The sequence below is a fragment of the Pseudarthrobacter arbutini genome, assembly GCF_054510915.1.
Map to the genome: position 1 here is coordinate 82,640 of NZ_JBTNDQ010000001.1, position 13,951 is coordinate 96,590.

Annotated in this window: 11 protein-coding genes and 1 tRNA gene; 9 read left to right on the forward strand and 3 right to left on the reverse strand. The window is 63.5% G+C overall.

Annotated features, from left to right (window positions below; all coding sequences use genetic code 11):
- Positions 1–355: 355 nt before the first annotated feature.
- Positions 356–2,053, reverse strand: a complete 1,698-nt coding sequence (locus ACX80V_RS00385; protein ID WP_485841542.1) for a family 16 glycosylhydrolase — start codon at positions 2,051–2,053, stop codon at positions 356–358.
- 116 nt (positions 2,054–2,169) lie between these two features.
- Here ACX80V_RS00385 and ACX80V_RS00390 point away from each other — a divergent pair, with 116 nt between their 5' ends.
- Positions 2,170–2,304, forward strand: coding sequence for a hypothetical protein (locus ACX80V_RS00390; protein WP_485841543.1), 135 nt, complete (start codon positions 2,170–2,172; stop codon positions 2,302–2,304).
- 126 nt (positions 2,305–2,430) lie between these two features.
- On the opposite strand, the gene ACX80V_RS00395 is transcribed toward ACX80V_RS00390, so the two are convergent.
- Positions 2,431–2,886, reverse strand: a complete 456-nt coding sequence (locus ACX80V_RS00395; RefSeq protein ID WP_058932071.1) for a MarR family winged helix-turn-helix transcriptional regulator — start codon at positions 2,884–2,886, stop codon at positions 2,431–2,433.
- Between the two features lie 95 nt (positions 2,887–2,981).
- On the opposite strand from ACX80V_RS00395, the gene bcp reads away from it, so the two are divergent.
- The 8 genes from bcp to ACX80V_RS00435 all read left to right on the forward strand — a co-directional run bounded on the left by bcp (position 2,982) and on the right by ACX80V_RS00435 (position 13,049).
- Positions 2,982–3,455, forward strand: a complete 474-nt coding sequence (bcp, locus tag ACX80V_RS00400; RefSeq protein WP_485841544.1) for a thioredoxin-dependent thiol peroxidase — start codon at positions 2,982–2,984, stop codon at positions 3,453–3,455.
- A gap of 156 nt (positions 3,456–3,611) precedes the next feature.
- A tRNA-Leu gene (locus ACX80V_RS00405) sits at positions 3,612–3,693 on the forward strand.
- A gap of 260 nt (positions 3,694–3,953) precedes the next feature.
- Complete coding sequence (locus tag ACX80V_RS00410; RefSeq protein ID WP_058932069.1) at positions 3,954–4,625, forward strand: fasciclin domain-containing protein; 672 nt, start codon at positions 3,954–3,956, stop codon at positions 4,623–4,625.
- 195 nt (positions 4,626–4,820) lie between these two features.
- Positions 4,821–6,443, forward strand: coding sequence for an ABC transporter substrate-binding protein (locus tag ACX80V_RS00415; RefSeq protein WP_485841756.1), 1,623 nt, complete (start codon positions 4,821–4,823; stop codon positions 6,441–6,443).
- Positions 6,444–6,522: 79 nt separating this feature from the next.
- On the forward strand, positions 6,523–8,025 hold the full coding sequence (locus ACX80V_RS00420; protein ID WP_485841545.1) for a malate:quinone oxidoreductase: 1,503 nt from the start codon (positions 6,523–6,525) through the stop codon (positions 8,023–8,025).
- Positions 8,026–8,107: 82 nt separating this feature from the next.
- Positions 8,108–11,356, forward strand: coding sequence for an efflux RND transporter permease subunit (locus ACX80V_RS00425; RefSeq protein WP_485841546.1), 3,249 nt, complete (start codon positions 8,108–8,110; stop codon positions 11,354–11,356).
- A 113-nt stretch (positions 11,357–11,469) separates the two neighbouring features.
- Positions 11,470–12,579: an LLM class flavin-dependent oxidoreductase gene (locus ACX80V_RS00430; protein WP_485835125.1), complete on the forward strand. Its 1,110-nt coding sequence runs from the start codon at positions 11,470–11,472 to the stop codon at positions 12,577–12,579.
- Positions 12,579–13,049, forward strand: coding sequence for a MarR family winged helix-turn-helix transcriptional regulator (locus tag ACX80V_RS00435; RefSeq protein ID WP_058932065.1), 471 nt, complete (start codon positions 12,579–12,581; stop codon positions 13,047–13,049). The genes ACX80V_RS00430 and ACX80V_RS00435 overlap by 1 nt, the downstream gene beginning before the upstream one ends.
- 63 nt (positions 13,050–13,112) lie before the next feature.
- On the opposite strand, the gene ACX80V_RS00440 is transcribed toward ACX80V_RS00435, so the two are convergent.
- Entirely contained in the window at positions 13,113–13,919 is an 807-nt protein-coding gene (locus ACX80V_RS00440; RefSeq protein ID WP_485841547.1) for a transglutaminase-like domain-containing protein, read from the reverse strand.
- Positions 13,920–13,951 lie beyond the last annotated feature (32 nt).

Genomic DNA, 13,951 nt, shown 5'->3' on the forward strand with positions numbered 1-13,951 from the left:
AAAGAGCTGGGACACGCCGACATCACAGCCGACTGCCTCGAGACTCCGAATCCAACCACCTTTGGCTTCCTTGGCACCACGTACGTCCACCAAAGAGGCACTCATTCCTTCCGGAATACGCCATTATCGCGGCCGCATCGGATCGATAGAGCAAGCCAGCACCGCAACGGTGGCCCCGAAAGCCTCACCCGGAGTGGGTCCCCGCCAAGGCCTGGGCTTCCGCAAAGCCAAGTCAGCGGACTATCTACTGGACAAGATGAAACGCAAAGAAACCATTTACACGGAACACTAGCGTGCGGAATGTGGCGGTACGTCCCTCACAGTGCCCGAACCGGCGGTGATCGGAACCGAGGAATTAGCCATGGCTTCGAGACCCGCTGTCAGTCTGCATTCCGCCAGACACGGGACGGAATTCCCACGTATAAGAGCCGTCAGCCTTGAGGCTCATTCGTAGGTGACCCCAGGTGTCGCTAAACTTCCGCTGCACATAAGAGGGGCTGCTGGTGAACGCCCGGAGGCCGACTCCACCAGTGGACACCTGAAATTGTTGCATCCCGTCCGCAACGCACTGGTCCTCGTTGTTTATCGGGCAGGTCCGCTCATAATTGTGCTGTGAGCCGGACAGCAACACACGAACGCGGTTCGCCCAGAACACGTCAATCCACGGCTTCGCCTTAGAGAAGCGGGTATGGCTCGACGTGTTGCTGGTGAAATACGGATCATGGTAGATAACCGCCAGATGTTTTCCAGCGGCCTTCGCCGCTTTCAGGTCGGCATCCATCTCCGAGGTCATCGCCTGCGCCCGCTTAGCGTTATAACGCCATGTGGCCGTAGGCGCTACAAGAAGGTGCCAGTTGCCCTTGTCGAACGAATACCATTCAAGAGCGTCCTGGAACCGTACAACATCGGAGCTAGTCGCGCTCTTCACCGTGGACACGCACTGCCCATCCATGTACCGGTCAACGTCGTCATTCTCGCCGGGTTCAGCATCATGATTCGGGCCAGCGGTCCAGTACGTCTTGGCCTTAGCCGGACCCCACAACTGGTTGTAAGCCTCGAGCGCGGTACAGGTGCCCTTGTCATACTGGAAATCGCCCAGCGCAAGGAAGTTGTCCAGCGAACCGTCGTTGAGACCGGCGATGATACTAGCCGCGTTCTTACCACTGTGCGACGTGGCCGACGTGTTACCCGCAGGGTTTATGTCCCCGGTGGCGGCGAACTCAAACGACTCATCGGATGGCGGCGGCAGGGCAGCGGGAGTTGGATCGCCAGCCGCATAGACGCGAACCCAATCCACTCGCATCTCGCCAGCGCCGTTAGCAGTGCTGTCTGGAACCCAGTCCAGTTGTAGCGTCTGGTGCATCGAACCGGGAGGCTGGTGCGCGGAGTTGTTGTCCTCAAACCACTTCACCCCATCGACGTAGCCGACCATCCCATTCGGAGACCAGTCAACCGCGTAGTTGTGGAACTGACCAACGTCCAGAGCCTTGGACGCCGACGTCACCGTGTCCGAACATCCAGAGTGGTAGAAGAACTTGATGACGTTCCAGTCACCCATCGTCTCCGCGTAGTTAACTTCGCCGTCACACGGCCACTTCCCGCTATCCGGCCACAGGAGCGCCACCATGTGGTACTCATCGTCACCCGAACCCGCCGCGCGGACCTCCCACCGGCCGTACTTCTGGCGCGCAAACTTCGCGCTCATTCCAGCAGTCGTGCCGTCCGGTGTTCCAGTCATGACCATTTGGGAACCGTCTACCGTGACCTGCTGGGGACTCCGAATGCCATTCCCCGCGTGCCCGGCACTGTTGTACACGGACCACTTCGCGGCGTCCGGTGCGCCGGTATAGTTGAACTCGTCGCCAGCGGTCGGCGTACCCCAGTTCAGATCTGTCGCGGCCGAGCCCGTCGTCGTTGGCATAGTGGGCGTCGGCGTGGCTGATGCTGATGTGGCGACCGGCGCCGCCTGCGTTTCTGCCGGTTGAGTTGAAGGGCCCGAGCAGCCGGCCAGGAAGATTGCCGCTACCCCAAGGGCGACCAATTGTTTCCGCATACGTCAGATGATAAGGGCATCGCGCGGCGAGACCAATGGCTAGATGCCGCTGGCGATGTTGGAGCAGCCCTGAAGCCTTGATACGTCTCGAGAGGACAGGGACACTCCTGTATCCAATGACGAGGATAAAGCGCTTCACCGGGCCGGGCCAGGAGGTGGGCAGAGAAAACGGCGAGTTCATCAAGGAACTCCCCCGCGTCAGCGGTTTCCAGGACAAGGTTCTGGAGGCACCTCCTGAAAGTGGGCCCTGAACCGCTGAAAAACCACGCGGCCAAGACGCCACTTCTGGACGTTTCAGGGTACAACCAAAAAAGGCACCACCACTGCGGAATTTTGCAGTAATGGTGCCAGTCAGATTTACCGGATTCCCGGGATTGCTAGCTGAGCGGGGCACCGTCCACCAGGGCGCGGGTTGACGGCGACGCGAACTGGCTGGCCAGCTCCCTGACCACAGCCTGGAGCTCCTGCCGCAGGGCGTCAGGGTCAATAGTTGCCGCGGCAAGCACCGAGCGTTCCATCTCAACGGCTGCGGCTGCGGCTTCCCGTCCGCTGTCCGTGAGGGACACCACCTGGCTGCGGCGGTCCGAGGTGCTGCGGACGCGGGCAATGTGGCCGTGGGACTCCAACCGGCTCAGGGTTTTACCCATGGTCTGGGCCTGAACGCGCACATATTGGGCGAGTTGGGCCTGTGTCATCGGCCCCTGCGCTGAGAGGACTTCAATAGCGATCACGCCGGCGTGCGTCAGTCCGATGGCGCTTAGCTTTTCGTTCCAGGAGTGTTCTACGAGGCGTGCCGCAGTGGACAATAGGCGCCCAGTGGGCCAGCGATCCATGTCAGGCATACCAGCAAGTATAGCTAAGGCTGGTTAGCACCGGTCGTGGATGCTTACTAAACTGGTGTGTTCCGCCTGCAACGAGGAGATTAACAGTGGCTGACAGACTCTTGACCGGCGACGTGGCGCCCGGCTTCACCCTGAAGGATTCGTCGGGTAAAGACGTCAACCTGGCTTCCGGCCACAGCGGCAGCACCATCGTGTATTTCTACCCAGCCGCCGCCACCCCCGGCTGCACGAAACAGGCCTGCGATTTCCGCGACAGCCTGGCATCCTTCACGTCGGCCGGTTATCGGGTCCTGGGCGTCTCCCCCGATTCCGTGGACAAACTTGCTGCCTTTGCCGCCAACGAGGACCTTAGCTTTCCGTTGCTTTCGGACGAGGACCATGCCGTGGCCGAAGCCTATGGTGCCTGGGGCGAAAAGAAGAATTACGGACGGACCTATGAGGGACTGATCCGCAGCACCGTGGTGATCGATCCCGACGGAAAAGTGGCGCTTGCCCAGTACAACGTCCGGGCCACCGGCCACGTGGCAAAACTCCGGCGCGACCTCAAAGTGGTCGCGTAACGCATTACGCGGGAAGTGGCGCCGGTACGGGCGGCAGGAACCGGCTGACCGGAACCCCGCCGGCCCGAGGCTACAATGGAAACTGGCATCCGCCGTCGTACGTTTTTATCCGTAGGCCATCTGGCCAAGGTTGAAGACAACGGCAGCAACTGCCAAGCGCGAGTGGTGAAATTGGCAGACACGCAGGATTTAGGTTCCTGTGCCTTCGGGCGTGGGGGTTCAAGTCCCCCCTTGCGCACACTTACACAGAGATCCCGGGCCCACAGGCCCGGGATCTCCGTCATTTAACTGCCCATCTACCGTGTTCTGCTGGGCTTTCCCTGCGGGCTGGCCGCGAATCTAAAAAACTCTTGGCGATCCACCCATCCGCTTCCGTGCTCCGGCCGAATACCCATTGAGACACCAGCCAAGGGCAGGTGCCCAACAGTCGGAAAAGGCCACGCGGCAGGCATCAGGTCAGCCGCAGGCAAGAAATCGGCACAAACAAGGAGAACCGAAATGCAGTCATTCAAGCGCACATCCTTCACCGTCGCAGGCGTTGCAGCTGCAGCCCTGCTGAGCCTTACCGCCTGCGGTGGAACAGCAACCACAACCCCGAGCTCCTCCGCTCCGGCCGCCACCCCGTCAGCGACGAAGATGGCCCCGTCGCCGTCCGCCAGTGCTGCTGCCATGGATCCGGCCGCAAACCTCGTTGGCGCAGGCTGCGCCGGCTACGCCGAGAAGGTCCCCACCGGGGCAGGCTCGGTTGCCGGGATGGCCCTTGACCCGGTAGCGGTCGCGGCATCCAACAACCCCATCCTGACCACCCTCACGGCAGCTGTCTCCGGCAAGCTGAACCCGAAGGTTGACCTGGTTGACACCCTTAACGGCGGCGAGTTCACGGTCTTCGCTCCGGTGGATGACGCCTTCGCCAAGATCGATGCCGCCACCATTGAGACGCTCAAGACGGACGACGCCCTGCTGAGCAAGATCCTGACCTACCACGTGGTCCCCGGCCAGATCACCCCTGACAAGATCGCCGGCACACACGCCACGGTCCAGGGCGGTTCAGTCACCGTGACCGGCAGCAAGGATGCCCTCATGGTTGATGGCGCCAGCGTGATCTGCGGCGGCGTCCAGACCAAGAACGCCACCGTTTACCTGATCGACTCGGTGCTGATGCCCAAGTAGTCGGCTTTCAAGCCCAGAGGCCTGTTCCGCACCCGGAACAGGCCTCTGGCGTGTGTCCAGGGAGCACCGGGGTGTGTCAACTAGACTGTGTCCTTGGCCCGCAGTCCGCGGCGCCGGCCAGAAGCAGCCAGAGGTGATAGACGAGTGCCCAGCAGTACTTCGCGGCGAACGGTCATCAAGACCGGCGCCGTTTTTATGGCGTTAGGCCTGACCTCCTGTACCGGCAACCCACCGCCTTCGCCCTCGGCAACGTCTCCTTCGACGGCGCCCGCCGGCGCTGAACCCACCGAAACGTTCACGTTCGGCACGGCGTCCCAGCCCCTCGGCCTGGACCCCGCGCTCTCGAGCGATGTGGAAAGCTACCGGATCACCCGGCAGATCCTCGAAGGCCTGGTGGGTGTGGACCAGACCACCGGAAAACCCACGCCGCTGCTGGCAACGGAATGGTCCGAAGAAAACGAAGGCCGCTCGTACACGTTCAAACTCCGCAGCGGCGTCTCGTTCCAGGACGGCACGCCCTTCAACGCCGACGCCGTGTGTGCCAACTTCAACCGCTGGTTCGCCTTCTCGGCGGAACTGCGGCGGCAGGCGCCGGGAAGCTCGTTCAAGAGCGTGTTCAAGGCACATTCCGACGACGCTGCGCTCTCCATTTTCAAGAGCTGCACGGCCCTTTCCGCTGACACTGTCCGGATCGACCTGACCCAGCGCTTCACCGCGTTCCTCCAGGCGCTCACCCTGCCGGCGTTCGCCATCGCATCCCCGGCCGCCCTGACAGCGGGCACGGCGGATGTCCTGGATCAGACCCGTGGCGGAAACCCGGTCTCCCGGTTCGCCACCAACCCCGTCGGCACAGGACCGTTCAGCCTGGCCGCCTGGGACGAGGCGAGTGTCCAGCTCATCAGCCACAAAAACTACTGGGGTGACCGCGGGCAGATCTCCACCATTAGTTTCGTCACGTACGACCACCCCCAGACGCGCCTTCAGGCCCTCCTGGACGGCAAGATCGACGGCTACGACGCCGTCACGGTGGGCAACTTCGATCAGCTGGTCAAGAGGGGCATGCAGATCGTCCAGCGTGATCCTTTCTCGGTGATGTACCTGGGCATCAACCAGGAAATTCCGGTCCTGCAGAACGAAAAAGTGCGGCAGGCCATTGAACTGGCCATCGATAAGGAAACCCTGATCCGCAAGTTCTTCATCGACAACACCGCCAAGGCCTCACAGTTCGTTCCTCCGAAGATCAGCGGTTTCAATAATGACGCTCCCGCGCTGGGCCACGATCCTGTCAAGGCCAAGGCCTATCTGACCGAGGCCGGCTACATCGGGGAAGAGCTCAGGTTCTACTATCCGCTTAACGCCACCCGCCCGTATCTGCCCACGCCGGAGAAAATCTACGCCGAAATCAGCAGGCAACTGACCGCCGTCGGGTTCAACATCAAACCTGTCCCGGTGGACTGGTCCGAAGGTTATCTCCAGAAAGTGCAGTCACCCGGAGACCACGGGCTCCACCTGCTCGGCTGGAATGGCGCGTATGCCGATGCCGATAACTTTGTGGGCCCGCTGTTCGGCGAAAAGAACGGCGAATTCGGCTACCAGGACCCGCAGGTCTTCTCCAAGATCAACCGCGCCCGCGGCCTCCCTGCCGGCAAGGAACGCGACGAGCAGTACCACACCATCAACGCCCAGATCGCGGCCACCGTGCCGGCGGTTCCCATCGCCTTCCCCATCTCGGCACTCGCACTCTCGGACCGCGTCAGCAGCTACCCGGCGTCCCCGGTACTGAGTGAAGTTTTCACAAAGGTACAGCTAAAGCCTTGACGGCCCGGCCCAATTTCAGTATGCGGGCCGCCCGGGGATATTCTTTGACAGCCAGAGCCGCTGCTATCGGAGACTGATTGTGACCTTCATATCCAAGACCCAACATGCCGACGTCGTACTGATTGGCGGCGGCATCATGAGCGCCACGCTCGGGGCATTCATCAAGCAGCTTGAACCGAACTGGACCATCTCCCTGTTCGAACGTCTGGACCAGCCCGGGCTGGAAAGTTCCGACCCTTGGAACAACGCAGGAACGGGCCATGCCGCCCTGTGCGAGCTGAACTACTCCCCCGCAGCCAAAGACGGCTCGGTGAACCCGGCCAAGGCCCTGCTCATCAACGAACAGTTCCAGCTGTCCCGCCAGTTCTGGTCCCATCTTGTGGAGGAATCCCTGATCGGCTCGCCGAAGGGCTTCATCAACACCGTCCCGCACATGAGCTTTGTCATCGGCGAGGACAACACCAAATTCCTCAAGACCCGCTACGAAGCGCTCAAGCCCCACACGCTGTTCCGCAGCATGGAGTACTCCGAGGACCACGCCCAGATCGCCAAATGGGCGCCGCTGATCGTCAAGGGCCGCGACGCGAAGCAGCGTATCGCCGCCACCCGGGCAACCGAGGGGACCGACGTCGACTTCGGGGCACTGACCCGTGAGCTCACCACCTACCTCGGGAACAACGGCGTCGAAATCAATTACGGCCATGACGTCAGCGGCATCTCCAAGGCGTCCGACGGTGGCTGGGACCTTTCGATCAAGCACCCGGCTTCCGGGGAACACGGCAAGATCCACGCCAAGTTTGTGTTTGTGGGCGCCGGCGGCGGGGCCCTGCACCTCCTCCAGGCCTCCGGCATCCCGGAGAGCAAGGGCTTCGGCGGATTCCCCGTGTCCGGCCAGTTCTTCCGCTGCACCGACGAGAAACTTGCCGCCCAGCACAGCGCCAAGGTCTATGGCCAGGCTTCTGTGGGCGCGCCGCCCATGTCGGTCCCGCACCTTGACACCCGGTACGTCGACGGGAAGCGTTCGCTCCTGTTCGGCCCCTATGCCGGCTTCTCCACCAATTTCCTGAAGAACGGCTCGTACCTTGACTTGCCGCTGTCCATCCGGCCCAGCAACATCATCCCGATGCTTGCAGTCGCCAAGGACAACATGGACCTCACCGCGTACCTCGTCAAGGAAGTTGCCAAGCGCCACGGGGACAAGGTGGAAGCGCTGCGCGAATACTATCCCGAAGCCAAGGACGGCGACTGGGAGTTGATCACCGCCGGCCAGCGTGTGCAGATCATCAAGAAGGACCCGAAGCGCGGCGGCGTGCTGCAGTTCGGCACGGAAGTCATCGCCGGCCGCGACGGCACCATCGGGGCGCTTTTGGGTGCGTCGCCCGGCGCATCCACAGCGGTGCCCATCATGATTGAGCTGCTGCAGAAGTCCTTCCCCAAGGACTTCAAGGGCTGGCAGGGCAAGCTTAAGGACATGATGCCGGGCTACGGTGTAAAGCTGGATGAGAATCCGGATCTGGCTGCCGAACTCGAGACGGCAACAGCCAAGGCATTGCAGCTGGAGAGCATTTCCGCCAACCACTGACGCCCGGCATCCGTCCGGCCGGCAGGCCCGGCTGGACGGTCCGGACCGCAGGAGTCCGTCAACACCACAGGAGAGACCCGCGATGTTCCGGCTGGCACAACTTTCATTGGCAAACCGGGCGCTGATCGCGCTGATCACCGTCTTCGCGACGGTGTTCGGCGTGATCACCATGTCATCGCTGAAACAGGAACTCATCCCCTCCATTGAGTTCCCGCAGATCACGGTCCTCTCCGCCATGCCCGGCGCGTCACCCGAGGTGGTGGACAAGCAGGTCAGCGCACCGCTGGAAACCGCCCTGAACGGCGTCGAAGGCCTGGAGTCCACCTCCTCGACGTCACGCAACGGCGTCTCGCAGATCTCCATGGTGTTCACCTACGGGACAAACCTCGACCGCGCCCGGAACCAGATCGACCGCGCCATCTCCAACGCCAAGCGCTCCCTGCCGGAGGACGTGCAGCCGCAGGCCATCGCGGGCAGCATCAGCGACTTCCCCATCGTGTTCCTGGCAGTGTCCTCGGACAAGCCCCTCAGCGAACTGAACGGCGACCTGGCACGCCTCTCCGTTCCCCGGCTCCAGAAGATCGACGGCGTCCGGGGAGCCGACGTGACCGGCGGCGCCACCCAGCACATCGAGATCATCCCCCGGCCCGAGGCGATGGCCGCCAAGGGCACTACGATCGAGTCCATCCGGAACGCCCTCTCCAACAACGGCGCGCTGATCCCGGCCGGGACCATCCAGGATCAGGGCAAGACGCTATCCCTCCAGATCGGCAGCCCGGTTGATTCCCTGGACGCCATCAAGGCACTCCCCCTTGGCGGAGCCAAGGATGCCGCGACGATCGGCACGGTGGCCGACGTTAGCCTGCAGGATGACGAACGGACCTCCATCACCCGGACCAACGGCCAGGAAACGCTGGCGGTGTCCGTGACCAAGAAGCCCGAGGGCGACACCGTGGGAATCTCCCACGCCGTGAACGACTCGTTGGCGGCCCTTGAGGCCGAGCTGGGGTCCAACGCAAAGTTCACCGCCGTGTTCGACCAGGCCCCGTTCATCGAGAAGTCCATCAAGGACCTCACCACCGAGGGCCTGCTCGGGCTGGGCTTCGCTGTCGCCGTCATCCTTGTTTTCCTGATGTCAGCCCGCTCCACCCTTGTTACCGCGGTCTCCATTCCGCTGTCGCTGCTGATCACGTTCATTGGCCTGTCCGCGACGGGCTATTCACTGAACATCCTGACCCTGGGCGCGCTGACCATTGCGATCGGCCGGGTGGTGGACGACTCGATTGTGGTGATCGAAAACATCAAACGCCACCTCAGCTACGGGGAGGAGAAAGTCCCCGCGATCCTCACCGCAATCCGGGAGGTGGCCGGCGCAATCACCGCCTCCACCTTGACCACCGTGGCGGTATTCCTGCCCATTGCCTTCGTGGGCGAGCTCGCCGGCGAACTCTTCCGGCCCTTCGCCCTGACAGTCACCATGGCGCTGCTGGCATCCCTGCTGGTATCGCTGACCATCGTTCCGGTCCTGGCCTACTGGTTCCTCAAGAGCCCTGCCGGTTCCGCCGCCGGTTCGGCCGCCGCTGGTTCGCCCGATGCCCGCGAAACTGCCGCCCGGCTTGCTGCCGCCGCCAGTGCCCAGGCCCAGGAGTCCGAACAGAAGAGCCGGCTGCAGCGTGCCTACCTGCCCGTCCTCAGCAAGACTCAGAAGCACCCGGTGCTGACCCTGGTCGCCGCCGTTCTGGTGCTCGGCGCCACGGCCGCCATGACGCCGCTGCTGTCCACCAACATCCTCGGCGATTCCGGCCAGAACAGCCTAACTGTCCGCCAACTGATGCCAGCGGGCACAAGCCTGGCCGACACCAGCGCAGCCGCCATCAAGGTCGAGGACGTCCTCCGCGGCATCGAAGGTGTCAAGAATGTCCAGCTCACCTCCGGAAATGCGCAGGCAGGTTTTGCCGCCCTGACGTCTTCCGGAGCCGCCAACTCCACGTTCACGGTGGTGACGGATGAAAAGGCCAATCAGGCAAAGCTCCAGGAAACCGTCCGGACCGAAGTGGGCAAGGTAGCCGGTTCCGGGAAAATTACCGTCGGCACGCAGGGGGGTGGCTTCGGGACATCCTCCACGGTGGACATCACCATCAAGGCGGCAACGTCCGAGGACCTCCGGACGGCCAGTGACGCCATGGTTCAGGCCATGACCGGCGTGCCGGAGACCAGCGAGGTGACAACCAACCTCGCGGCCAGCCAGCCGGTGGTCCAGGTCAAGGTTGACCGGGCCAAGACCGCGGCAGCCGGACTGAACGAGGAACAGGTAGCCGGCGTCCTGGCTGCCACCATCAGCCCCCTCCCCGCCGGTACGGTCCGGATCGACACCAACGATTTTCCGGTCCAGATCGGCAAGGGCACCCGGTTCACCAGCATCGACGCGGTGCGCAACATCGCACTCCCTGCATCCGGCGCCCCTGTCACCCTGGGCAGCATTGCGTCCGTGGAACAGGTGGACGTGCCGGTCTCCATTACCGCCAGCAACGGCCAGCGGACCGCCAAAGTGTCAGTCACGCCGTCGGGCTCCAACCTTGGTGCGGTGAACGCGGAGGTGCAGAAGCGCCTCACGGAGGTCAGCCTCCCCGCTGGCGTCACCGCGGAACTCGGCGGCGCCACCACCCAGCAGGCCGAGTCCTTCCAGCAGCTGGGCCTGGCGCTCCTCGCGGCGATCGCGATTGTCTACGTCATTATGGTGGCCACGTTCAAGTCGCTGATCCAGCCCCTGATCCTGCTGGTATCCGTCCCGTTCGCCGCGACAGGCGCCGTCGCGCTGCTGCTGGCCACGGGCGTTCCGCTGGGCCTGCCGTCGCTGATCGGCATGCTGATGCTGGTGGGCATTGTGGTTACCAACGCCATTGTGCTTATCGACCTCATCAACCAGTACAGGCAGCCACGGGACGGCCGCGGCGGGATGAGCGTGGCGGACGCAATCACCCATGGCGCGAGGCAGCGGCTCCGCCCCATCCTGATGACCGCGCTGGCCACCGTTTTCGCCCTGACACCCCTGGCGCTTGGCCTGACCGGGGGCGGCGGCTTCATTTCCCAGCCGCTGGCCGTGGTGGTGATCGGCGGCCTGGTTTCTTCCACGGCGCTGACGCTGGTGCTGGTTCCCGTGCTGTACCGGCTCGTGGAGGGACGGCGGGAGACAAAAGCACTGCTCCGTGCCATGCAGCAGCGCCCGGAGTTTGCGGCGGCCGACGACGTCGATGCCGAGTTCCGCGACTGGACCACCGGCATGGTGCCCCGCGTCAGTGGCCGCCGTGCCGCTCCGGGCGACCCCCTGTAACACCTGGAATATTCTGGCCGGGGAGGCGTTATAGCCGTCGATACATGCAAACGCATGAAAATCGGGTATAGTGGAAGCAAGCCCAGAGAAGCCCAGGAAACGGAAGGCACACCATGCAGATCGGCGTATTCAGCGTCAGTGACATCACCACTGACCCCACCACCGGCCGGACCCCCACGGAGAACGAACGCATCAAGGCGGCCGTGGCGATCGCCAAAAAAGTCGAGGAAATCGGCATGGATGTCTTCGCCCTCGGCGAGCACCACAACCGCCCGTTCTTCTCGTCCTCGCCCACCACCACGCTCGCGTACATCGCAGCGCAGACCGAGCGGATCACCCTCTCCACTGCCACCACGCTGATCACCACCAACGATCCGGTCAAGATCGCCGAAGACTTCGCCATGCTGCAGCACCTGGCCGACGGCCGCGTGGATCTGGTCCTGGGCCGCGGCAACACCGCTCCGGTGTACCCGTGGTTCGGCAAGAACATCCAGGACGGCGTGGAACTGGCCATCGAGAACTACAGCCTGCTGCGCCGGCTGTGGGACGAGGACACAGTGAACTGGTCCGGCAAGTTCCGGACCCCGCTGCAGAACTTCACGTCCACCCCACGCCCGCTCGATGGCGTGGCCCCCTTTGTGTGGCACGGCTCCATCCGCACGCCGCAGATCGCCGAAGTGGCCGCCTACTACGGCGACGGCTTCTTCGCGAACAACATCTTCTGGCCCAAGGAGCACTACCAGCAGCTGATCAGCCTCTACCGTGAGCGCTACGAGCACTACGGCCACGGCAAGGCGGACCAGGCCATCGTGGGCCTCGGCGGCCAGTTCTTTATGCGGAAGAACTCCCAGGACGCCGTGAAGGAATTCCGGCCCTACTTCGACAACGCGCCCGTCTACGGCCACGGCCCGTCGCTGGAGGACTTCACCTCCCAGACACCGCTCACCGTGGGCAGCCCGCAGGAAGTCATCGAAAAGACCCTGACGTTCCGCGAGTACTTCGGCGACTACCAGCGCCAACTGTTCCTGATCGACCACGCAGGCCTGCCCCTGAAGACAGTGCTGGAGCAGCTTGACCTGTTCGGCGAGGAAGTCCTCCCGGTCCTCCGCAAGGAATACGCGGCCCTCAAGCCCGCCCACGTCCCGGATCCGCCCACGCATGCCGGCCGCGTGGCCGCGCTGATGGCTGCACCGGCGCCTGAGACTGCCCCTTCGGAGGCGTGATGGCTGCCGACGGAAACGAATCACCCATCCGCCTGGCGGCGGAAACCTGGGAATCCCTGTTCCGGGCGCAGGTTGCCGTCATGCGCAGGCTGCAGGCCGGAGCTGCCTTCCGAAAGGTGGCCATCAACGAGTACGACGTCCTGTTCACGCTGTCCCGGTGTCCGTCCGGCTGGCTCCGGCTCAATGAACTCAATGACCATGTCCTGCTGAGCCAGTCGAGCCTCAGCAGGCTGGTTGAGAGGCTGGAGAAGCGCGGGCTCGTGGTCCGGATGGCTGCCCCGGACGACGGCCGCGGCGTGCTGCTGAAGCTCACCGAGGAAGGGTCCGCCCTCCAGAAGGAGATCGGCCGGGAGCACGTGCGGGACATCTCCAGTCTGGTGGGGCCGGCCCTGACGGCTGCCGAGCAGAGGGAACTCCAGCGACTGACCGAGAAACTCCGGCATTCCGTGGGAGCGCGGCCGGCAAAGTGACTGCCTGGGGAAATATCTGGCCGGGAAGTAACTGCCCGCCAGTAACCGGGCCGTGCGGGAATCTCAGCCCAGCATGACCAGCTTGGCCGGATCTTCCGGCGGCAACTGGCCGTTGACCACGGCGCTGACGCGCAGCTCGTTCAGTGTCAGGCGCCCGCCAACGGTGGACAGGAACGCGGTGTCGGACGAGTCCCGGCCGGCGGTGATCCGCAGCATCGACTCCCGCGGGGCCAGCCCCGTGGGGTCGATGACGTGCCAGGCGCCATTGACATGGGCCTCGGCTACCGCGTGAAAATCCATGGGGCTCAGCCCCGGCGCGTACACGGCGGTGAGCCGGGCGGGGACGTCCTTGGAACGCAGCAGGGCGATGGCCAGGTGCGCGAAGTCCCGGCACACTCCCCTGCGGTGCAGGAGGGTTTCCACGGCGCCGTCAGTTCCCCTGGAGGAACCGCTGATGTACCGCAATTCCCCGAAGACCCAACTCCGCACGGCCTGGAGCAGTTCGGCACCGTGCAGGCCGCCGAATTCGGCATAGGCCGTGGGCAGGAGCCGGTCCGACTCCGCGTAGCGGCTTGGCCGCACGTAGCGGATGAGCTCAGTCAGGGTGGCTTCTTCCGGGACGGCCTGCCCGGCCACCGTCGCTGAGTACTCAACGGTGACCTCGGCGGGTTCAGTGAATTCCATGTAGTGCAGGCGGCCGCCATGATGGTCCGCGAGTTCCTGCAACGGAACCGGCTGACCGTCGGCCGTGACAGTCAGGGATTCATCAAACGAGGTATAGCCGGGATTCCTGGCTACAGCGATGGCCAGGGCTGCCTTCGTGTCGGCGATGGTCCTGAAAACCATACGTGCTGAAACGGTGCGTTCCATGTATCTCCGGGGTGTGAGGTAGTGGCAGAACT